The following is a 21,625-nucleotide window of genomic DNA, read 5'->3' on the forward strand; positions in this document are numbered from 1 at the left end:
TTCCATCCTATTTTCTCTGATGTTTTCTCACTTATACAGTTTTCGAACAGGAAGCTTGCACATCCCTAATCCTCTCGTATTTCCTTTAAGTTCTTCACGCTCTGAGCTTCCCTCACGGTCTGCATGGTCTGCATGGCCTGCGTGTTCTGTTGTACGCTATGCTTCAACTGCTCTATAGCAAGCTGGTAATCCTGCGGATTGTTCATGTTAAATGCGGCCTTATGCCATATGTCTTCACTCACCCCCGGCAAATCCTCTACCTTCGCATAACGAACGTTCAGCTTGTCCAACCAATCAGTGAGACGAAGTCGTCCACTGCGCAAACATTCCTCGGCAGACGGCAGCACACTCTGATGGTACACAGCCAGTAGCGGGTGTATACGCCCGTCCACAGAAGCGATTACAGCTTGTAATGAAGATTCCGTTGGCTGGATCAACAAGCCATTTCCACCCATCAGTGCTTGCTCCCCTTCCGCTTCTTGTTTCCTTTGGTCACTGGTTGTCTTTTGCACCGCTCCCCAGTCCGTTGTTTGGGCAACCAAGGCACGCAATACCTCTGGCTGCACGAAGGGCATATCACAGGCGACGACAATCCCCCACTCCGTGTTGGAAGCAGAAAGCCCAGCATGGATGCCGCTTAATGGCCCCAAGCTAGGATACAGGTCTGTCGTCATTTCCAGACCAAACCGTCTATACTGCTGCGTATCTCGGGCCACGACGATAACTCGTTGCGCTACTTGCCCCAGCACAGCAGATATTCTCTCCAGTACCGCAACTCCCCCAAGCTGGAGCATCGCTTTGTCCTGTCCCATTCTGCTAGAGCGTCCACCTGCCACAATAATTCCAGTTACATCTACCATCACCATTAAACCTCCTTTTTCCTATATAAATTCTATTATTGATTATGAATGATCACAGAATAGAGTCATCACTTCGAGGCTTTCTTGTTATATAAGTGGAATTCAAAAACAGGGACAGCTCTAATCATAGCATCCAGATAAAGAATAAAAAATGGCGATCCATCTGGATCGCCTGAAAATAGAAAGTACCTCTTTATCTCTTCATCTAGTTCATTGCTTTTTAATTTGTGAATTTAATGAGTTGCAAAAACCGTTTCAGTATGGAGGTCGCTTCCACCCGGGCCGCCTGCTGTTTGGGGGCAAGCAAGTCGGAGGAGACGCCTTTAATTAAGCCTTGCTCTGTAGCCTTCGCCATAGCCTCTTGAGCCCAAGGAGAAACAGCGGATGCATCGCTGTATATCTCTTTATATTTCTCACTAGCAGGGCCAGCATTCAGAATTTGGGCATAATGTGCTGCCTTTTCGGTAATAATCACGATCTCCTCACGGGTAATCAATTTTTCTGGTCCAAATGACCGATTCCCGTAACCACGGATCAGACCAGCTTCCATTGCAGCTCCCACACTACCAGCATACCAGGCGTTTTCTTTCACATCCCTAAAATGTTCCGTTAACGGCTTTTCCTGCATACCGAGCCCACGCACAAGCAATGCAACAAATTCAGCTCTTGTTACAGGTCGATCCGGATCAAAAATATCAGGCTGAACACCTTTGACAATCAGCTTGTTTGCCAGCATCTCCACATCTTTTTGTGCCCAATGATTCTCCAAATCCTTAAACTTTTTGTCTGTTGAGACTACAGCATAAATGCTGTTATGATTTGACTTGATGATTGCCTCTGTTTGGCCATTCACATTCCGGATCAACACAGGAACAGACGATAACACACCTGTCTGTGGATCGAACCATACCGCAGCTACGTGCTCAGGATCAACTTCATGATCCAAAATCAATTTCCGTTCCACGTAGTGACCGAAAAATTCAGTGATCTCGTGATCTCCGGCCATAAGCTTGAAATCAACCGGGTTTACCACAACACCCGCTAAACCCGTGTCAGCAATAGCTTGTCTTACTTGTGCCCCATTTTCCCCTGCCAACGCTGAAATTTCAACTGTCAGACTATCTTCTGGATATAATGATGTCAATTTGTTGACGAGTTCAGGAGAAAGGGTGAACTGTGCTACTGCCGTGCGAATGCTGATTGGTACCCTTGTACTTTCTTTCTCATATTCTTTTAAAAAGGCGGAAGGTATACTCACTTTTGCCGCTTTACTGTATCCCGAAGCATCAACGATCAGCTCTTTCTGCTCACCAATTGTAACATTCAGAGCTTGGCTAGCGTCGCCATCATTCAAGCCGATAAGTTGGATTGTACTATTCTTATCGGATACTATTTTAGCGTCCGTTAATACAACACCAGTGTTTGCCCCTGTTTGGGAAGCAGGAGACGAGGTATCCGAATTTGACGTTTCTTTGTCCTTCGAACGATGTGGGCGCTCGTCCTTCGTTTGGAACGTCCATTCCTGTGGATCATGGATCCCCGTATACGGATTCATCGCCAGATCCGTCAGCGCACCTGAGGTAATTTCCAGATAGTACGCCTTTCCTTCTTCCAATCCACCCGAAAAGGAAAAGTAGGCTTTATTTTCCGAGATTGACGGGGATCTCCCCGCTCCCCACTGACCTGATATCGCCAACTCCCGAACTACTGCTCCTCCCGAAGCCTCGTGTAGCCTTACATAGCCGTGGTTCCACTTCACCGGTTCATTAAATTCCAGCATAAAGTTCGCATCGTAGGGACTCACACCACTCATACCCGGCCCCTCCGGTGCCTTATTCACCAGCTTCGGCGCGGTTTGGTCTGCCGTCTGGAAGCTCCACGTATCCTTGTCCCAAATCGCATTCGTCCCCTGACCTGTACGGTCCACAAACATACCGGAGCTGACCTCTACATAGTACCGGGTGCTATCCGTCAACGGGTGGTCCAGCTCCATCGATACGTTCTGACCACTAATATGGATCGTTCCCCCGAAGGTCGTACCTCCACTCACGTTAATCCGTCCCGCTTCACTGCCATCTTCCTGATGCACCACCAGATGGCCTGCGCCCAGTTGCACCTCTTCACTGAAGTCCATTCGTAGGCTCGGTATGAGCGCTTGCCCGCTCCCTTCTGGATACAGGCTCGTATAATAGGGCCGTTCATCTCGTATGCGGAACTTCCAATCCTCCGGCGTATGCATTCCCACATACGGGTTCATTGCTAAGTCCGTCAGTGCTCCCGAGGTGATTTCCAGATAGTACGACTTCCCTTCCTCCAGCCCACCCGGTAGCCTAAAGTATACTACCTTCTCTTCTTCGTTGATCATATAATTCGCATCCCCGGCTCCGGATACCCGCAACTCTCGCACCACGGCTCCTCCCGAAGCTTCGTGCAGCCTTACATACCCCTGGCCCCACTTCATCGGTTCATTAAACTCCAACATAAAGCCTGCAACTGGGCCCGCCCCACTTAGCTCTGTACCTTCTTCTGGTGATACCTTCCTTACCAGCTTCGGCGCTGTGACGTCTGCTGTCCGGAAGCTCCATGTGTTCTTGTTCCAAATGGCATATGATCCTTGACCCGCACTATCTACAAACATACCCGAGCTAACTTCTACATAATACTGAGTGTTGTCTGCCAGTGGATGGTCCAGTTCCATCCGTACATGCTGACCACTAATATGGATCGTTCCCCCGAAGGTCGTACCTCCACTCACGTTAATCCGTCCCGCTTCACTGCCATCTTCCTGATGTACCACCAGATGACCTGTTCCCAACTGCACCTCTTCGCTGAATGCCATGCCCAAATCTGGCGTGAGCATCTGCCCGCTTCCGTTTGGATATACATGGGTATAGTATGGTTGCTCGTCCTTCGTTTGGAACGTCCATTCCTGTGGATCATGGATCCCCATATACGGATTCATCGCCAGATCCGTCAGCGCACCTGAGGTAATTTCCAGATAGTACGCCTTTCCTTCTTCCAATCCACCCGAAAAGGAAAAGTAGGCTTTATTTTCCGAGATTGACGGGGATCTCCCCGCTCCCCACTGACCTGATATCGCCAACTCCCGAACTACTGCTCCTCCCGAAGCCTCGTGTAGCCTTACATAGCCGTGGTTCCACTTCACCGGTTCATTAAATTCCAGCATAAAGTTCGCATCGTAGGGACTCACACCACTCATACCCGGCCCCTCCGGTGCCTTATTCACCAGCTTCGGCGCGGTTTGGTCTGCCGTCTGGAAGCTCCACGTATCCTTGTCCCAAATCGCATTCGTCCCCTGACCTGTACGGTCCACAAACATACCGGAGCTGACCTCTACATAGTACCGGGTGCTATCCGTCAACGGGTGGTCCAGCTCCATCGATACGTTCTGACCACTAATATGGATCGTTCCCCCGAAGGTCGTACCTCCACTCACGTTAATCCGTCCCGCTTCACTGCCATCTTCCTGATGCACCACCAGATGACCTGTTCCCAACTGCACCTCTTCACTGAATGCCATAAACAGATTTTCATAAAAAGAAACGCCGCTTGCCTGAGGTGAAAGCCATGTATAGTATGGGGGCTCGTCTATTTGCGCCTGCATATAGACCGATGAAGCCACGTTGGATGAAGAAGCTTCTTGGACGAACCCGTCAGACACTGATACATTCTCCGTCGCGTTGTTGCTTACACTCTCCGATGCAAACGCCGCCGACACATAAGGGTTTGCCAGGTTGAGCACCTGTGTTGTCAGTACACTTGCCTTAATCATTCGATTTACATGATTCTTATTTCTTTTTTTCTTGCTCATATACGTGCTCCTTTTATTTAGGTGTGAATGGAACGGTGAAATTCATGAATCTCACTCTTAATTTCCCTATAATCTTGCTGACATTTCCATATGAAATCCCCGAAGTACAGCAGAATTTGCTCCCCTCTGATCAGAGGATTTCTACTGCTCTGAATGGCATCCATTTTGCTGTACAAAAACTCATACCGCATACGATGACGAGGCAGAACATACATTTTGAAAAAACAATTGCCTAATAATGCAGCAAACAAGTCATCAAACTGCCCGAAAGACACGTTTAGCATATTGAACTGCTTCAGACTAAGCTTATGTTTGATATCGAGCAGAGCGTGGTGAATCTGTTCCATAATTGCTTGAAAGACCTCTTCAGCCCGCTGATGCTCTTCAATGCGTGACCTCAGATACAAGAGATCGTATTCCGAATTACTGCTGGTTTGCAGCCACGAATCCTCAATCGGATCTTTTAGCCGCGTCCAGATTATCTCTTCCAAGTTCTGAAAAGAAGCTCCCTTGATAGCAGCGCCTTCACGCGTTGTGTTAATAAATTCGGTTCCCTTCGCTGTACTGATGTAAAATTCCATTTCTGTTTTCATTTTGATAAAAGACTGTCGTGTAACCACCTGCTGGCCATGAACGCCTTGTACACGCGGCAAATCCGCACTAGCAGGAACACCTTGGGCATGAGTAATCCCCTCAGCATAATATTGTTCATCACGATAAGCTAAATTTTGCCCCACCAGCACAATAGGGTCTGCTTTCATCTGGATCATACATTGGAGTGCAATGACCGCTACAGAAGGAGCATCATTAATAATCGTCGGTTTATGTCCCTCCGGTGTGCGCAATATGTGCATGGAAAGCTCATCCTGAGAGATGATGATATGCATAATACGACCTGGATAATCATCAAGTGTGTGTTTACCGACCGTACTGCCGAAAATGAGTGGAATAGAATCAATTCGCTTATCAACTACCTTTTGGAGCACATTAACATTGTAATCACTCGGATCATAGCTGAACGTGCCATGCGGATGAATACCATGCTCCACCAGCGTGTTCACTGCTGATCCTACCGTAAACAGGTAAGCAAGATTATTTTCCCGAATATGACGAAGGTGCTGAATTTCGTCGTTAAGCGAAGGACCAGCAGATACAATGAGGACTGGTTTACCCTCAATCTGTTCTGAGCCAATGTGCAAAAAATCTGAACTACACAAAATAAAAGGAAAATTATGCATGCTGTTCAGTGCCCACTTTTTTTCGTAAGCATGATTGACGGCCATTTTGTTCTTCTTGTATGAAACCATTTTGCCTAACATTTCATTAAACTTCTTCAGTTCCCCGGCAAATATAGACCGGTAAGGGAGCCATGGGACAACTAGTACTCCGGATACCCGGTCAATCAACCTACGCATGATACCAAGCGTTTCTCCAGAAATCGGTCCAACCATCACCTCTTCCACCATCTGGTCTGCCAGCCAGTCGTGTTCGTTGAGGTGCTGCAAAAAAATATTCATGACAGTAGCATCCGGCTCAATGATGGAGAAGCTGGTATTCGGATGTCTACTCAGAAATTCGCGGATATGGTACCCCAGTCCTACTCCAAAAAAGATAACGTGCGCTTGTGGCACAACTTCTTTAAAACCGGCAACAAATAATTCCGCTTCCCGTGAAGGCTGCTCAGGATGATGCAAATAATGAGAGCGTCCTCCACGAATCAGTACTACATTGGGTTCGCCATTTGCAGAAGGTAACAATTTACCTCCTTCTCCCGCCGGAAGCAGAAGAAGCCGAGGAAAACGTCGGTACAGAGAATTGTGTCTATGATGTTGTGATGCCATTTTTCATTCCTTTCTACCTGAGAACTTCGCAAAAACCAACAATATATATAGATAAAGATAATTCCGTTCATCTATATATTTACTTTTACAGAAATAGATTCTGATTTTACGAATCATCTACACAAATGTATTTTTATTTAAGAAAAAAATAATTCTAATTTCCCCTGATTATGGATTATGTATCGGCTATTACTTGCATTAAATTTAGCCCTTAGAGGGTCTTTATAAATAAAGATTTCACAAAAAGCTAAATAGCGGACTGAATCACCATATATAGACTGAAATGCTTTAGTTCGTCTATATAATTACTCGTTATAGTGGCAAAGAATAAAACTACACAAAAAATTAAAATAATCATCAAATTTGTTTAAAACCACAGCAACTGAATACAAATAAATACATATTACATAATTGTTAATTAATTGGTTTGTTAACCCTTTCAACACATGATACATTGAATAGAGAACCTTCCCATAGATCGGCATCCTATGCTTTATTCTCTACCGGGCTAAGAAAGGAATGGCTTGTCTTGCAAAATAGAGAAATTCAAGAGACTCCTCTATACTCCTTAAAGCTGTATAATTTTTTTCTGTATGGAGCCATGGTCATTTTCTCCAGCTTCTTCCCGTTGTATCTACAAGAGATCGGCATGGACAAGCTTGAGATCGGGAGCCTGATGGCGATTGGGCCTTTTGTATCGGTATTCGCCAACCCCTTCTGGGGATATACCAGTGACCGAAGCCGTAATCTTCGACGTATTTTGCTGTTTATGATTGCAGGTACATTGCTACTGCTGCAAGCTTTATTTCATGTCCATACGTATGTCATGATTTATGTGTCGATGATTGGTTTTTATTTCTTCCAAAGTCCTTTGTTCGCTCAAAGTAACAGTCTCATTCTTAGCTACATTGAGGGAACAGACCGGAAATTCGGCTCCTTCCGCATATGGGGCTCCTTTGGCTGGGCTGTGACGGCGGCAGTAGCTGGTCTGATCATTGACCAAACGGGGATATCCAGCATATCAACCATCTTTACAGTGTTGCTTCTGGCTGCCCTGATCTGTACCCTGGCGATTCCACCGTTGAAAAGCAGCGTTGAAACGGCGACCATTCATTTACGTGGCTTTGGCAGCATTTTAATGAACGGATACTTTATATCTTTCATTTTGTTGGGTATCTTGGTATCCATTCCGAATTCGATCAACAGCGCCTTTATGTCCCTGTATATCACCGAACTAGGCGGGTCCAAGCTAATGCTGGGTTTCGCCGTCTTTATGTCATCGGTATTCGAAATTATTGTTTTTTTGCTGTTCGACCGCTTTTTGAAGAAAAAAATGACAGTAATGGTCGGCTGTCTGGCCCTTGTCAGTTTGCTGTTTGCTTTACGTTGGGAGCTCATGGCCTTGGCCACAGACCCGATTCAGATCGTGTTCATTCAGGCACTTCATTGCGTCACCTTCGGTGGATATTTCTATGTAGGCACCCAGTTGACCGTCCTATTCACACCGATAGCTTACCGCTCATCCGGCCAGGCCGTATATACGTTGACGTGGAGCGGGATATCTGGCATCGTAGCAGGCTTTGCAGGAGGCTGGCTGTTTCAGAATTTCGGTGGCGAAATGATGTACAATGCAGGTGTCTTCTTTGCCTTGCTCGGCTTTGTAGGATTCACCATCATGTGGTATATGCTGTACAAGAACGGCTACAAGCCCTGTCATTCCAACGACCACAAACAAGCAGAAGAAGCCCCTTAACAACACTCGGGGAATGTATGTAACACCCTGTTCTTCTCTTGCTTGCCCATTGCAAACAGGGATGTCTAGTATCGCCAACTATCAATATAGATGTCACCCATGCTGGGCGTACAAGTAAAGGAGTCTGCCGATGGCAGACTCCTTTTTGATTTGGTCGCACGAGGCTACCATCCTCCACTAATAACCTATTGCTTAGGCAATTGGAAAGAACTTTTCAGTGATACCACGCGGTTAAATACAGGCTCGCCCGGCTTGGAAAGCTTCGGATCAACACTAAAATAACCATGACGGAAAAATTGGAACTTGTCCTGCGGCTGTGCTTCCTTCATATTCGGCTCGACAAAGCCGTGAGCAATTTCCAGAGAGTTTGGATTCAATTGATCGAGGAAGGTTTTTTCCGTTACATCCTCTTCAATCGCTTCCGGGTCTTCTGCGTTAATCAAAGGCTCATACAGGCGGAACTCAGCAGGAACGGCCTGAGTAGCCTCCACCCAATGGATGGTTCCTTTGACTTTGCGTCCAGTAAAGCCAGATCCGCTCTTGGTTTCTATATCGTAGGTACAATGGATTTCCGTTACATGACCATCCGCATCTTTAATGACATCGTTACATTTGATGAAATAAGCATGCTTGAGGCGTACTTCATTGCCAGGGAACAAGCGGAAGTATTTGCTCGGCGGATTCTCCATGAAATCCTCACGCTCGATATAAATCTCACGCGAAAACGGAATTTGACGTGTGCCCAGCTCCGGATTTTCCGTGTTATTTTCCGCTTCCAGCATTTCAACCTGACCTTCAGGATAGTTCGTAATGACCACCTTCAACGGATCAATGACCGCCATCGTACGAGGTGCCTGTAGCTTCAAGTCCTCACGTGCAAAATGCTCCAGCACTTGCAAGTCGATCACGCCGTAGGCTTTGGAAATGCCTGTCTCATATACAAAGCTGCGGATCGCTTCCGGCGTATAGCCACGACGGCGCAAACCGGAAATCGTTGGCATACGTGGATCATCCCAGCCGTCTACATGCTTCTCATCTACCAGAAGCTTGAGCTTACGCTTGCTGGTTACGGTTTGAGCCAGGTTCAGCCGCCCAAATTCGTATTGATGCGGCACCTTTTCCATCTCACATTCGGCTACAACCCAATCGTACAGCGGACGCTGATCCTCAAACTCCAGCGAACAGAGTGAGTGCGTTACACCCTCGATGGCATCCTCCAGCGGATGAGCGTAGGAATACATCGGGTAAATGCACCATTTGTCACCCGTGTTGTGATGCTCAGTATGCGAAATACGGTAAATCACCGGATCACGTAAATTAATGTTTCCCGAAGCCATATCAATTTTGGCACGCAGTACCTTTTCACCGTTTTGGTATTTCCCTGCTCGCATTTCTTCGAACAGCTTGAAATTTTCCTCCACGCTGCGGTCGCGGTAAGGGCTGTTTTGCCCCGGTTCGGTCAGTGTGCCACGAGTTTCACGGATTTGATCCGCGCTTTGATCGTCCACGTAGGCTTTACCCTTTTGAATCAGCAGAACGGCGCGGTTGTACATTTCGTCAAAATAGTTGGAGGCAAAATGCTTTTCCTCCCATTCATAACCGAGCCACTTCACGTCCTCCTGAATGGAGTTTACATATTCCGTGTCTTCCTTCGCCGGATTCGTATCGTCAAAACGCAGGTTGGTGCGTCCTCCGAATTCATCTCCCAACGAGAAATTGATCCAGATGGCTTTGGCATGTCCAATGTGCAAATATCCGTTCGGCTCTGGTGGAAAGCGTGTAACGACTTCCTTTACCTTACCCGTACGTAAATCCTCTTCAATGACACTCTTAATAAAATTGGGGGGAGTGATCGGCTTCTCCACGCTAATCAACCTTTCTTCCGTGTAATCTGTACAAAATTGGTTCCCTTAAATATACCCTTTCACACCGCATAACTCAATAAAATGAAAAACCTTATGCCCTCTTCAGCCCAAAAAGTAACAAGTTATGAAAAGAAGTTAACATTTTTGACAAATAAATTCGTTATAGTGTATATATCTTTTATTTTACCCGGAAAAGGAGAACCCACCCGTGTTTAAGCTACTCATCGTGATCCTGCTGTCTATGCTTTTGTCCTCTTCCGATCTAATATCCGGTCATCCTTCACCAGATCCGGCGTCAGAACCCGTACATTCTCGTCCGTTAGCCGTTGCTCCTGAAGACTCATCCGTAAAATTGTATGCTGAGGAGCCGTCTCAGGGGCTATTTCGCACAGCCACGCTGGAAATCGGCCAGCAGCGTCGTACATTCGCATGGTCAGGCTTGGCAGATGTCGCCACCGCACCACAGTTGTACTATACGGATGTAAACGGCGATGGCGTTCACGAAGCGGTGGTCATCCTGACTCGTGCTTCAGGCACAGGTGTCGAATTGCAGGAGCTTCATATCGTCAACGCACAGACCATGGAAGAGTATGCGGTTGAATCTGCGGCAGATGCCGTATCTCAGCGTGTCCATAGCAGTGTGGAGCTGCGTGACCATAACCAGCAGGTGCATATTGCAGTTACGATTGATGGCATCACACACACGCTCGATCCTAAAGCATCGGCGTTTTACGATGATCCAGCCCATTTTACAGACCGTCTCGATTTCAGCTCTGTCGTCATGTACGATGTCGAAGAGGCTCCTCTGCGCGCTACCGTATCCGGTAGCGTGTCCCCAACCGAATTTGTAGGGGATTTGGAGCTGAAGTATGTATATGAGCTTGGACGGTTCCGGGTGGGACCTATTGAGTTTGCAGCTTCCTCTCCATTTTGACGACTCTCGCAGAATAAGGTAGCATGGGATTAAATGCTAGACTGGCTGGTTTAGCGATTTTCCGAGTGAAAGAGGGGATCCATCATGTTTACATACGCGTTGGACGAACGCACCGTCCTTCGTCCGCTCACCAAAGAGCATGTGCAGCCTCTGTTTGAGCTGATCGAAATGTCCCGTGACCGCCTGCGTCAATGGCTTCCATGGGTGGATTCCACCACGGAAATCAGCCACACAGAGCAGTTCGTGCAGAGCACCTTGAAGCAAGCGGCAGAGAATGGCAGCGTGACCGCCGGAATCTGGTTGGATAATGAGCTGGCTGGCATCATCAGCTACCATGAAATCAATTGGACTCACCGTTCGGTCAGCATTGGATACTGGCTTGGACACGGTTACGAAGGACAAGGTCTCATGACCAGCGCATGCCGCGTATTCATCGAGTATGCACTGATAGAGCTGGACCTTCACCGGATCGAAATCCGTTGCGCTACCACCAACCGCCGCAGCCGGGGGATCCCGGAACGTCTGGGCTTCGTACTCGAAGGTATTATCCGTGAAGCAGAGCTACTGCAAGACGGCTATATGAACCATGCTGTGTATGGTATGCTCCAGAGCGAGTGGAAACAGCTTCGGTAAACTTGCAACATAAGGAACAGCGCCGCAACCCGTTTAGGGCCAGCGGCGCTGTTCCTTATGAACGGCTTATCTGGAGGCTATAAGAAGCTGATTGCGTTGTAGAATCCATGTCTATTTTAAGAAACAGGCCATTAACACATCGTCCACGAATTGGCCAGCTATGTAAAACTCCTCATGCAAACGTCCTTCGATCAAGAATCCGCATTTTTCATAAAACATAAGGGCCTCCGTGTTGCACGAAAGTACCCGCAAACTTAATTTGCGAATGCCCTCAACGGCTGCAATATCCTTCATGGCGTTCATAAGCGCCATCCCAATACCTTTGCGGTGATAGGCTGGATGAACGGCTATATTTATTTCCAAAACATGGCGATTACTAGCCAACAGCGTTGGAGAACGAAATCCGATATAACCGCAGAGCACTCCCTGTTCGATAGCGACCAGTTGAGAGCCCGGAGGAGTATTGCGCAAAAACTCCCCACGTGACTTCCATGACAGCGAGGCGGGGGCTGTTCGTTCATTCCATACCAATTCATCCAGCGCAATTAGATCAGGAGCATCCTTCATCTCCGAATGACGTATCGTCAGGGGTTGACTTGTAAGCAATTTCTTTCAATCCTTCCTATGAAGGCTTTCCTGAAGTATAGGCAGCAACCATTCGTCGTTTATTGTACCATAATCACGGGCTTGTCACAGTCTTTATTAGGACTTAAGTACTGGAAACGTCTGTCTTGGACGTAGTAGTCTCAAAAGCAGCCTCTTCACGGCGGGAACGGTTCAATCCGCTATGCAGAATGAAAAACAGGATGGACAAAACCGCCACGATCAATGCCAGACAAATTGTGGGCGGCAGACCACCGCCATCATATAGCCTCCCCATAATATAAGGCCCCATCACCCGTCCGGCTGCACCAATACCCCCTACTAACCCAATGTAAAAGGGTGCCCCCCGACCTCCGTGATCCGACAAAAATGCCGGAACCGCAGGTGCGATCAGCATTTCTCCTAGGGTTGCCAAAACCATGGCGAATATCATACCCGTATAGTTCTGTGTGCCTAGCATGACGATGTAGGCTGCCAAATAAAATCCCCCGGCCCACTTCATTTGAGCCGAAGCGTGCCGGGCGTAGAGACGCTTGAGCCAGAAAATAATCGGCTGTGCAGCAAAAATTAGCACACCGTTCAGTGTCCATAGTAGCCCGTACATCGTTTTAGGCAAGCCCTGCTCAATAATATATGGAGATACGCCCGTATTCCAGATCGAATTACCGAACCATAAAAAGAGCGAGCCCAACCCGACGAAGAGATACAGCCTAGTATCACGGAAGAGCAGCCGCGCTGGTATTTCCTCTGTTCTTTTCTTCACGGACTTGCTGAGATGAACTTCCCCCTCTTCCCGATCGACCCTGCTCAGATAGGACCAGAAAAACCCGGCAAATACCGCAGAGGTAATCCCGTTCATGACAAAGCTAAGCTGATAGGAGAGATCGGCCAGAACGCCGCTCAGTCCCGTACCCAACGCCACCCCTATATTATTGGCAACATAGATAATGTTGAATAGCTCTCCACGGCGGTCAGCAAAGCGAAAACCTACAAACGCCTGAATCGCGGGCACAGATACGACATTAAAAAAGCCGATAAAGCCCATCATAATAACAAACGCAATCCAGTGACCGCTGGTAAAAGGAAGTGTGAGAAGTCCCAGCGCGTTCATTGCCAGCGAGCAGACAATCAGTTTTTTGGCCCCAATGCGGTGATAAAGGGCTCCTCCTAACACCTGACCAAAAATCCCGCCCAGAGACTGCACCAAAATCGCAATTCCCGCATCTCCCATGCTGCGGTGCAGCTCGTCAAACACATACATGCTAACCAACGGCCACATAAGAGAGCTCCCGGCGGAATTAATGAGACTGGCGACAAGAAACACTTTTACTTCCTTCGGATAAGAATCCAACCATTTCATATATTTTGTTTCTCCTTTAGCATCTGACACCATAACAAGACATTATCTCATTGACGCTTCACATTCACCACCGTTGAAAAGAAAGTAGCCCCCCGCCCCATATCCGACAGTCGGTCAGAGGTTAATACATTAGCACGCTGTCTGCGTCCTTTACCTTCCCACCATAACCCTTGGCTAATCACCGTACCAGGCAGCATCAGATCCGTGACTTTGGCTTTCAGCTCATACGTTCCCCGGTCGTTCCATACCGTAACCGGATCACCGTCCGCGATGTCTCTTGCCTGAGCATCCTCCGGATGAATTTGCAGCAAAGGCTCTCGTTCCAGCCGCTGATGCTTGGGTAAGTTTGCGAACGTGGAATTCAGAAAATTATGATTCGGTGGCGAAATAAACATCAGCGGGAACCGCTCGTCCGCTTGCGGCCGATGCTCTCCGTCGTATCCTTCGATCAGCGGCACATACGAAGGCATCGCGGGCAGACCCGCTTGCTTCATCTTTTCCGAATACAGCTCAATCTTGCCCGAAGGCGTAGTCAGACGATCCAGATAGGTAGCCTTCGGCGTCATGTCCAGTTTGACAAAAGGTGACTTTTTTAAGGCTTCTAAAGTCACACCGTTGAGATAAGGATTCGTCGGGTTATCAAGTGCACCCGCGATCATGTCCTCTTCACTTTCCGTGAAAGCAGCCTCATCAAAGCCCATGGCTCGTCCGAGCAGGCTAAACAGCTCATAGTTGCTTTTGCTTTCTCCGAGCGGAGCAATGACTGGCTTCTGCATCTGGACATAGTGATGCCAGTAGGATTTGTACAGGTCTGTACCTTCAAAAGAAGACGCAGCAGGCAGGACAATATCCGCATAGCGGGCCGTATCGGTGAGGAACAGGTCGTGAACGACCGTGAACAAATCCTCCCGTTCAAACCCCTGCGTCACCCGATCAGCATCGGGTGCTACGACAACCGGATTGCTGCAATACACGAACAGCGCCTTGATCGGCACGTCCTTCTGTAGCAGCGCTTCGCCGATTTGGTTCATGTTGATCACCCGGGCATCCGGGTTTTTACGCAAATCAGGACGGGCCAGATTGGCGCCGTTGAATTTGCCGTAAGCGCCGTTGGAGCGTGATGCTCCCCCGCCGTGCTTTAGCCATTGCCCGGTGAGCGCGGGCAAGCATGTAACCGCGCGTACATTCATGCCGCCATTATCATGATGCTGAAGCCCGTTGCCAATGTTGATATACGCCGCTCGCGCCTGTCCGTACATCTCCGCGAGACGGATAATATCTGCCTCCGGCACACCTGTAATACGTGAGACGCGCTGCGGGGTATATGCCCTCACATGCTCGCGCAGTTCCTCATGACCGACCGTATAGCGGCGCAAAAATTCATCGTCCGTCAGCCCTTGCTCGAACAGTACATGCATAACACCCAGCGCAAGCGCGGTATCCGTTCCCGGGTAGAGCGGAATGAACCAATCCGCCCATTGCGCTGTCCGGTTGCGGTGGACATCAATGACGATCACCTTGGCACCTTTTTTGCGTGCCTTCTCGGCCAACACCACCTGATGCATATTGGTGCTGATGACATTTCCACCCCATACAATAATGAGGTCAGCATCCTCTGTATCCTCTGGACTGGTGCCGCCCTTAAAACCCATGACGGATGCCCAGCCTTCATTCCCGGCCACACTGCAAATCGTCTGGTCCAGTTGGCTTGAACCCAGCGCATTGAAAAAACGGCGATCCATCCCGTCCACACTCAACACGCCCATATTGCCGTAAAAGCTGTAGGGGAGAATAGATTCCGGGCCATCCGTGCGAATCAGTTCCTTGAAGCGGCCAGTAATGGTATCGACTGCCTCCTCCCAGCTAATTCGTTCGAACTCCCCTTTCCCCTTGGGGCCTACACGCTTCAACGGATAGAGCAGCCGCTCGGGGTCATACACCCGCTCCGTCATATTGCGAACTTTGTTGCAAATAGCCCCTTTTGTAATGGGATGATCCGGGTTACCAGTCACCTTGACGATCTTTCCATCTTCCTTGTGAAGCAGGAGCCCGCACGTATCCGGGCAATCCAGCGGACATACAGCTGGGAAAATACCGTCCGTACGCTCCGTCATTCGCTGCTCCCTTTGCAAGTCTTGCTGAAGCACGTCCTCAGGAGGGGCGCTGTTGCGATGATCCATGGTGTTGATGCTCCTTTCCGTTACCGTTTCCAAAAATTACACTGTTCTTATCATATATACAGCTATGTCCTATGGCAAGAGAAGGATTTTGCCAACCCAAATCCGTCCAAAAGATTAAAAAATCCGCTTGCTGCTCACAGCAAAACGGATTTCAAATATTCTATATTATTTTTTTATCATACCTGTTTCAATATTGAATACCAAGGGTAAAAGAGATCAAGGCATTATGGACGAGAGCACACTCATCCTCCATGCCAAACCTTGGACCACTCCCAAAAGAATCCGCCATGACAGGTTTCGTTCCCCCGGACCTGCCATGGCGGATTTGCTTTGTTCCCATTTTTCTAAGCCCTGCTTAATCAGGCATGGTCACTCAACGGAGTCGTTGCAGTAGACGAGGGTGCCTGAGGTGATTCATTCACAGAATGTACAGCGGAATGAGGCTTTTTCAAATATGCCAACCAGTAAGCTCCAGCTACGAACATGCTTCCTCCCACCAAATTCCCCAGCCAAACCGGGATGAAGTTCATAATATAATCTGCCCATGAAAAATGACCTGCGAAAATAGCCGCTGGGATCAGAAACATATTGGCTACAACGTGCTGAAATCCGATAGCTACAAAGGCCATCGTCGGGAACCAGATCCCCATAATTTTGCCGCCGATCGAATCCGTGCTATACGCCAACCAGACAGCCAACGCTACCAGCCAGTTACATCCAATACCGGATATAAACGATTGCAAAAAGCTTTCATGCAGCTTGTGTCCCGCCATATCCACCACTTTGTCCAAATAAGGTCCTGTCTCGGTTAAACCCAGCACATGACCAAAGAAAAAGGCAACAAACAACGCACCCGCAAAATTACTAAGCGTAATAATTGCTAAATTACGGAACATCGCCCCGGTCTTGATCCGTCCTGCCCATCTCGCTAGAGGGACTGCCATCATATTACCGGTCAGCAATTCTCCGCCTCCGATCAATACCAATACCAGACCTACAGGGAACACGGCTGCTCCAATAAAAGTAGCAATACTCCCCCATTCTTTGGGCGCGCTTGCGATAACTCGTATATCTAGCAAAAAACCAAGCGCAATAAATGCACCTGCTAAAAATCCCAATACCACTGCCACAGTCCATGGATTGTTCGCTTTGGCCACTCCTGTTTCCACCGTCTTTTCAGCAATCTGCCCCGGTTTATAACTTGCCATATATTCCGCTCCTTTAACATCTTTTTACTACAACATTCTCTCACATATTTTATTTAAAATCAGTGGTTTTGTTTGTGAAAAAAATCACTTTAATGAATATTAAAAAACAGCCCTTGGATAAAGGACTGTTTTTCATGTATTATTACGTCTACTGCGCTACTATGCGCTTTACATTTAGTTGTATTCTTCCTTTTCAACTGCTCTTAAGAACCAAATAACTCCACCTAGGCCTACCAGCGCCACGGCTACAAGAAAAAGGATATAAAACAAATCCATAAGCTACTTACCCCCTAATCCTTATGCTACTCTATATTGTACTATAAGGATTCGTCCATACGTCTCAGATTGTTGACAAACTTATGAACAATGTCACAGACAAAATGAATTATACGGTAACTGGCTTCCGTTCAGATATCGGCGGCAATGCTTGCAAACCCGCTGCATTCAGGAAATTCCAAGGCTTGTTATAATGCGGCTGGAAGAAGAAATCCACAAAGGCCAGTTGGTCAATGGTCATATGATTTTGGATCGCCACCGACAGGGTATTAATCGATTGGGTCAAATCTACCTTCGACATAATTTGTGCTCCGACAATTCTCCGTGTCTCCTGCTCATATACAACTTTCAGCAGCACCTTTTCCGACGTTGGCATAAATTCAGGACGGTAGCTGTCCTCAATGGTTACAGCCTCTACGGCCATACCTTCGTCCGCTGCTGCCGCTTCCGTCAAACCTGTTCCTGCAATATTATCTTCATAAATTTTAATACCCGAAGTTCCCTGTGTTCCCATATAGGCAATGGTCGGTTGGACCAAATTGCGTGCCACCAGCGTGCCCATACGAACAGCGTTGGTTGCCAACGGAATATACGCTGTTTGGCCTGTCGGGTTATAGCGGATTGCACAGCTATCGCCTGCAGCAAATACGTCCGGGCAGCTGCTTTGCATAAAATTGTCCACAATGATCGCGCCGTTAGGCAGCATGTCTACCTGACCTTTAAGCAGATCCGTTTGAGGACGGAAGCCGATGCAGAGAATAACAAGCTCTGTTTCATATTCTCCTTGGGATGTCACCACTTTATTCACCTTGCCGTTATTTCCTTCAAAACGGCTTACTGTTTCTCCCAGCACCAGCTTGATGCCATGTTCCTTCAAGGAATCTTCAATTCGGTCTGTATATTCCGGGTCCAAATATTTATTCAAAATACGATCAGCGCTGTCAATCAGCGTTACGTTCTTGCCGTTCATTTGAAAAGCTTCCACCAGCTCAACACCGATATATCCGGCTCCAACAACTGTAATATTCTGTACATGCTTGGCTTTCTCAATGATGTCATTGGAATGATTATAGTTTTTGCAGAGCAGGATATGATCAAGCTCAATACCTTCCAGCTTCGGAATAATAGGCCACGAGCCCGTAGTAACAATCAATTTATCAAAGGTGTCCGTAAATTCTTCTCCTGTTTGGAGATTGCGTGCTTGCAGCGTTTTGCCTGCTGTATCGACATTCGTTACCTCATGAAGCATCTTGGTCACGACACCCAGCTCCGCCAGTTCATTCGGGGAAGAATAAAACAATCCGTGCGGATCTTTGACGACACCACCTACGTACAGTGCAATACCACAGGATAAAAACGAAATATTGTCATTACGCTCGTAAACGGTAATTTCTGCATCTGGATAACATTTGGCTGTGTTGACGATGGCTGCCGTACCTGCGTGTGTACATCCGATAACTGCTACTTTCATGTTGAATTCCTCCTTGGTGTGTGGGCATAAAATATATGATATTTGTGAATAGTTTCACGTAACCGCATTGTTGATTGTGATTTATTTCACTTCTTGTGCTTATTATAGTGTGATATTTTTCACATTACAATAGCTTTTTATGATATTCACAATTTGTCCACATTTTTAAAGTCAGGAAGATACAACGTCAACCGTTTGCTGCAACGCCACTTTGCTTCATTTAGCTTTTCCCATATGGGCCTTGGCTATGCCTTTATATCAGGCTTCCAAATGCTACTGCAACGAACGATACCACATGTAAAATACAGAAAGCACAAAAAGGCCGAATCTCGAAAAACAACGGAGATTCGACCTTATGTAAACGTATATTCCTAACTAAGTGGAGGCTATTATAGCAGTTGCTCGATGGCCGCTTTCATCGCCTCTGGTGATTCTTTAGGTTCAAAACGACCCACAGGTACACCTTCACGATTCACAATGAATTTCGTAAAATTCCATTGAATCGTACCATCTTCCTGCTCTCCAGGCTGCTGCTTTTTCAAATATTCAAACAGAGATGCCGTATCCGGGCCGTTAACGTCCACTTTAGCGAATACCGGGAAATTCACCCCGTAATTCAGTTGGCAAAATTCAGCCGCTTCCTCGCTGCTGCCCGGCTCCTGACCGCCAAATTGGTTGCAAGGAAAGCCTAATACAACCAGTCCCCGATCCTTATATTCATCATATAGCTTTTGCAAATCCCCATATTGTGGGGTGAGTCCGCATTTGCTGGCGGTGTTCGCGATTACCAGCACCTTACCGGTGTAGGTATCCAGAGGAACCTCCTGATTCGCTGGTGTTACAGCATGATGTGAATAGACGGACATATAGCATCCTCCTTTGTTTCGCTTGGTTTAAGTTTCATCACCTATTTTACCCAAAACGAGACGGACATGCCAATTTCCCTCGATACTAGCGAGACGCCACCACTTCGAGTCTGCGTTCTTTACGTTCTGAGGCGGACATCCTTGGACACGCAAAACAATACCGCTGGCCTCCGCCTGTTTTGTAATATTGGCAGCAGGACGGTTTCATATATGCCTTCTCACCGGGACGGTAAGGGTTATCCAGCTCAACGAGACGGACCGTAAACGGGTTTCTTTTCCGCCCGAACACCTCTCCCTCCAGCTCCCGCGTCACATAATAATAATCTTGTTCCAAACGCTCCACATCCTGTGGATCGGTTAGCGATGGCTGTACCCTGTCCTTAAAATACAGCAAAGTCAGCGGGAACTGTCCCCACATCTGTCCAACAGATGCACCTCCTGCCGAAGCCATCGCCTCCAGTATCGGTCTGATCTGCAAGCTGTAAAAGTCGCGCAGCACCTGCTGCGCTTGCCCGGATGAATGATGCTCGTCTTGCCTGTTGCTGTCCAGCTCTGTTTGGTCGATGACCTGAAAGCTGATGGCGGGATATTTCCCTTGATAGCAAATATGAAATCTGAGATTGGAAACCGACAGATCGAGACGGCGTTCACACAAAGACACCATAAAATGCTGGGCAAATACAAGACCACGCAACTGGTTCACAAAATAAACAGCTGTGGTCAAGCTGTCTTCCGCACACAGCAACTCACCATAATACTCCAGCACAGTGCGAAGCTTATCCGGTTCAAGCCATTCAGCCACGGGCCCGGAGTATACTGCATCTTCTGGTGTGTCTGTCACTATTCGCGCCAATTGCTCAAGCTGCTCATAATCCAATGGTTTCATTACGTCTCCTTTATCCTCTTGCCGCTACCTGTGGTCTGGCTTCACGCCGCTCGGAAACGGAGCCAGCTACATGATTCTCCTCCAGCTTCAATCCCTTTACGGCCTGGCTTACCGCTGGTTGTCCGGCCAAAGCATATGGAAGACACAGCGGTACACCTGTACGAGGATCTGTTACGATATCTGCTTCAATTCCGAACACCTCGCGCAGCACGTCAGGGGACATGACCTCGGTCGGCGTTCCTACAGCCTCGGCCTTCCCTTTTTTGATCGCAATCATATGCTGGGCGTACCGGGCAGCATGGTTCAAATCATGCACGACCATGACAATGGTACGTTCGGCCGAAGTGTTCAAATATTCTAGCAAATGCAACACTTCCAATTGATGCGCCATATCCAAAAAGGTAGTCGGTTCATCCAGAAACAAAATATCCGTATCCTGCGCAAGCGCCATGGCAATCCATGCACGCTGACGCTGCCCGCCAGAAAGCTGGTCGATCGGGCGATCGTGGAATTCGCTCATACCTGTCACCTGAATGGCCCACTCTACCATTTTACGATCATCTGCTTTCATGGAGCCAAAGCCTTTTTGATAGGGAAAACGTCCGTAAGATACCAGTTCCGTCACGGTCAACCCTTCTGGTGCAGTCGGATTTTGAGGCAAAATAGCCAACTGCTTCGCTACCTCCCGGGTAGATTGCTTATGAATGGATTTACCGTCGAGCAGAACGCTGCCGCCTTTAGGATTCATGATGCGAGCCATCGTCTTCAGAATGGTGGACTTGCCGGAGCCATTTGCGCCCACCAATGCTGTGATTTTCCCTTGCGGTATTTCAACGTTCAGATCCTCCACAATCAACCGATCTTCATAAGCAATATCCAGATTAGCCGTTTTCAGACGAAACATTCGGAATCATTCCTTTCCCTTATCTAATATATAGTTACGGGCTTAACGCACGTGATTCATCAAAACTTCATGCTATCTTTATATAATAAAGATATTGATAATCATTATCAAGTATTGATTGGCATATTCCCTTAGCATAGGAATCATTTCACG

16 protein-coding genes are annotated in these 21,625 nt (G+C 47.7%); 4 read left to right on the forward strand and 12 right to left on the reverse strand.

Annotated features, from left to right (window positions below; translation table 11 throughout):
• Positions 1-65: 65 nt before the first annotated feature.
• From NST83_RS23195 to NST83_RS23205, 3 genes are all read right to left on the reverse strand, one after another.
• A complete protein-coding gene (locus NST83_RS23195; RefSeq protein ID WP_342415800.1) occupies positions 66-860 on the reverse strand; it encodes a molybdenum cofactor guanylyltransferase in 795 nt (264 codons plus the stop codon).
• A gap of 220 nt (positions 861-1,080) precedes the next feature.
• Complete coding sequence (locus tag NST83_RS23200) at positions 1,081-4,692, reverse strand: Ig-like domain-containing protein (RefSeq protein WP_342415801.1); 3,612 nt, start codon at positions 4,690-4,692, stop codon at positions 1,081-1,083.
• Between the two features lie 17 nt (positions 4,693-4,709).
• A complete protein-coding gene (locus NST83_RS23205) occupies positions 4,710-6,449 on the reverse strand; it encodes a 6-hydroxymethylpterin diphosphokinase MptE-like protein (RefSeq protein WP_342415802.1) in 1,740 nt (579 codons plus the stop codon).
• Positions 6,450-7,062: 613 nt separating this feature from the next.
• On the opposite strand from NST83_RS23205, the gene NST83_RS23210 reads away from it, so the two are divergent.
• A complete protein-coding gene (locus tag NST83_RS23210; protein WP_342415803.1) occupies positions 7,063-8,286 on the forward strand; it encodes an MFS transporter in 1,224 nt (407 codons plus the stop codon).
• Positions 8,287-8,471: 185 nt separating this feature from the next.
• On the opposite strand, the gene NST83_RS23215 is transcribed toward NST83_RS23210, so the two are convergent.
• Positions 8,472-10,151 carry a glutamine--tRNA ligase/YqeY domain fusion protein gene (locus NST83_RS23215; protein ID WP_342415804.1) on the reverse strand — a complete coding sequence of 560 codons (1,680 nt, stop codon included), beginning with the start codon at positions 10,149-10,151 and terminating at the stop codon, positions 8,472-8,474.
• 208 nt (positions 10,152-10,359) lie between these two features.
• Between NST83_RS23215 and NST83_RS23220 the strand changes: the two genes are divergently transcribed.
• Entirely contained in the window at positions 10,360-11,085 is a 726-nt protein-coding gene (locus tag NST83_RS23220; RefSeq protein ID WP_342415805.1) for a copper amine oxidase, read from the forward strand.
• Between the two features lie 84 nt (positions 11,086-11,169).
• Positions 11,170-11,718, forward strand: coding sequence for a GNAT family protein (locus NST83_RS23225; RefSeq protein WP_342415806.1), 549 nt, complete (start codon positions 11,170-11,172; stop codon positions 11,716-11,718).
• Positions 11,719-11,829: 111 nt separating this feature from the next.
• Here the strand turns inward: NST83_RS23225 and NST83_RS23230 are convergent, their stop codons facing one another.
• The 3 genes from NST83_RS23230 to NST83_RS23240 all read right to left on the reverse strand — a co-directional run bounded on the left by NST83_RS23230 (position 11,830) and on the right by NST83_RS23240 (position 15,861).
• Positions 11,830-12,324 (reverse strand): GNAT family N-acetyltransferase, encoded by a 495-nt coding sequence (locus NST83_RS23230; protein ID WP_342415807.1) that lies wholly within the window; start codon positions 12,322-12,324, stop codon positions 11,830-11,832.
• A gap of 103 nt (positions 12,325-12,427) precedes the next feature.
• Complete coding sequence (locus tag NST83_RS23235) at positions 12,428-13,681, reverse strand: MFS transporter (protein ID WP_342415808.1); 1,254 nt, start codon at positions 13,679-13,681, stop codon at positions 12,428-12,430.
• 47 nt (positions 13,682-13,728) lie between these two features.
• Positions 13,729-15,861, reverse strand: a complete 2,133-nt coding sequence (locus NST83_RS23240; RefSeq protein WP_342415809.1) for a molybdopterin oxidoreductase family protein — start codon at positions 15,859-15,861, stop codon at positions 13,729-13,731.
• On the opposite strand from NST83_RS23240, the gene NST83_RS23245 reads away from it, so the two are divergent.
• Complete coding sequence (locus tag NST83_RS23245; RefSeq protein WP_342415810.1) at positions 15,853-16,071, forward strand: hypothetical protein; 219 nt, start codon at positions 15,853-15,855, stop codon at positions 16,069-16,071. The genes NST83_RS23240 and NST83_RS23245 overlap by 9 nt on opposite strands.
• 149 nt (positions 16,072-16,220) lie before the next feature.
• Here NST83_RS23245 and NST83_RS23250 read toward each other — a convergent pair whose 3' ends face one another.
• From NST83_RS23250 to NST83_RS23270, 5 genes are all read right to left on the reverse strand, one after another.
• Positions 16,221-17,069 carry a formate/nitrite transporter family protein gene (locus NST83_RS23250; RefSeq protein ID WP_342415811.1) on the reverse strand — a complete coding sequence of 283 codons (849 nt, stop codon included), beginning with the start codon at positions 17,067-17,069 and terminating at the stop codon, positions 16,221-16,223.
• A gap of 385 nt (positions 17,070-17,454) precedes the next feature.
• Entirely contained in the window at positions 17,455-18,816 is a 1,362-nt protein-coding gene (locus tag NST83_RS23255) for an FAD-dependent oxidoreductase (protein WP_342415812.1), read from the reverse strand.
• A gap of 389 nt (positions 18,817-19,205) precedes the next feature.
• Entirely contained in the window at positions 19,206-19,682 is a 477-nt protein-coding gene (locus NST83_RS23260) for a glutathione peroxidase (RefSeq protein WP_342415813.1), read from the reverse strand.
• Between the two features lie 85 nt (positions 19,683-19,767).
• Entirely contained in the window at positions 19,768-20,568 is an 801-nt protein-coding gene (locus NST83_RS23265; protein ID WP_342415814.1) for a hypothetical protein, read from the reverse strand.
• Positions 20,569-20,578: 10 nt separating this feature from the next.
• Positions 20,579-21,472 (reverse strand): ABC transporter ATP-binding protein, encoded by an 894-nt coding sequence (locus tag NST83_RS23270; RefSeq protein WP_137060616.1) that lies wholly within the window; start codon positions 21,470-21,472, stop codon positions 20,579-20,581.
• Between the last annotated feature and the right edge of the window lie 153 nt (positions 21,473-21,625).

The sequence above is a fragment of the Paenibacillus sp. FSL R10-2782 genome (assembly GCF_038592985.1).
Classification (GTDB): domain Bacteria; phylum Bacillota; class Bacilli; order Paenibacillales; family Paenibacillaceae; genus Paenibacillus; species Paenibacillus terrae_C.

Bases quoted from the DNA above. Each gene is read 5' to 3' on its own strand.
- NST83_RS23195 (WP_342415800.1), bottom strand. From the start codon at position 860: ATGGTAGATGTAACTGGAATTATTGTGGCAGGTGGACGCTCTAGCAGA.
- NST83_RS23200 (WP_342415801.1), bottom strand. From the start codon at position 4,692: ATGAGCAAGAAAAAAAGAAATAAGAATCATGTAAATCGAATGATTAAG.
- NST83_RS23225 (WP_342415806.1), top strand. From the start codon at position 11,170: ATGTTTACATACGCGTTGGACGAACGCACCGTCCTTCGTCCGCTCACC.
- NST83_RS23235 (WP_342415808.1), bottom strand. From the start codon at position 13,681: ATGAAATGGTTGGATTCTTATCCGAAGGAAGTAAAAGTGTTTCTTGTC.
- NST83_RS23245 (WP_342415810.1), top strand. From the start codon at position 15,853: ATGATCCATGGTGTTGATGCTCCTTTCCGTTACCGTTTCCAAAAATTA.
- NST83_RS23240 (WP_342415809.1), bottom strand. From the start codon at position 15,861: ATGGATCATCGCAACAGCGCCCCTCCTGAGGACGTGCTTCAGCAAGAC.
- NST83_RS23250 (WP_342415811.1), bottom strand. From the start codon at position 17,069: ATGGCAAGTTATAAACCGGGGCAGATTGCTGAAAAGACGGTGGAAACA.
- NST83_RS23255 (WP_342415812.1), bottom strand. From the start codon at position 18,816: ATGAAAGTAGCAGTTATCGGATGTACACACGCAGGTACGGCAGCCATC.
- NST83_RS23260 (WP_342415813.1), bottom strand. From the start codon at position 19,682: ATGTCCGTCTATTCACATCATGCTGTAACACCAGCGAATCAGGAGGTT.
- NST83_RS23265 (WP_342415814.1), bottom strand. From the start codon at position 20,568: ATGAAACCATTGGATTATGAGCAGCTTGAGCAATTGGCGCGAATAGTG.
- NST83_RS23270 (WP_137060616.1), bottom strand. From the start codon at position 21,472: ATGTTTCGTCTGAAAACGGCTAATCTGGATATTGCTTATGAAGATCGG.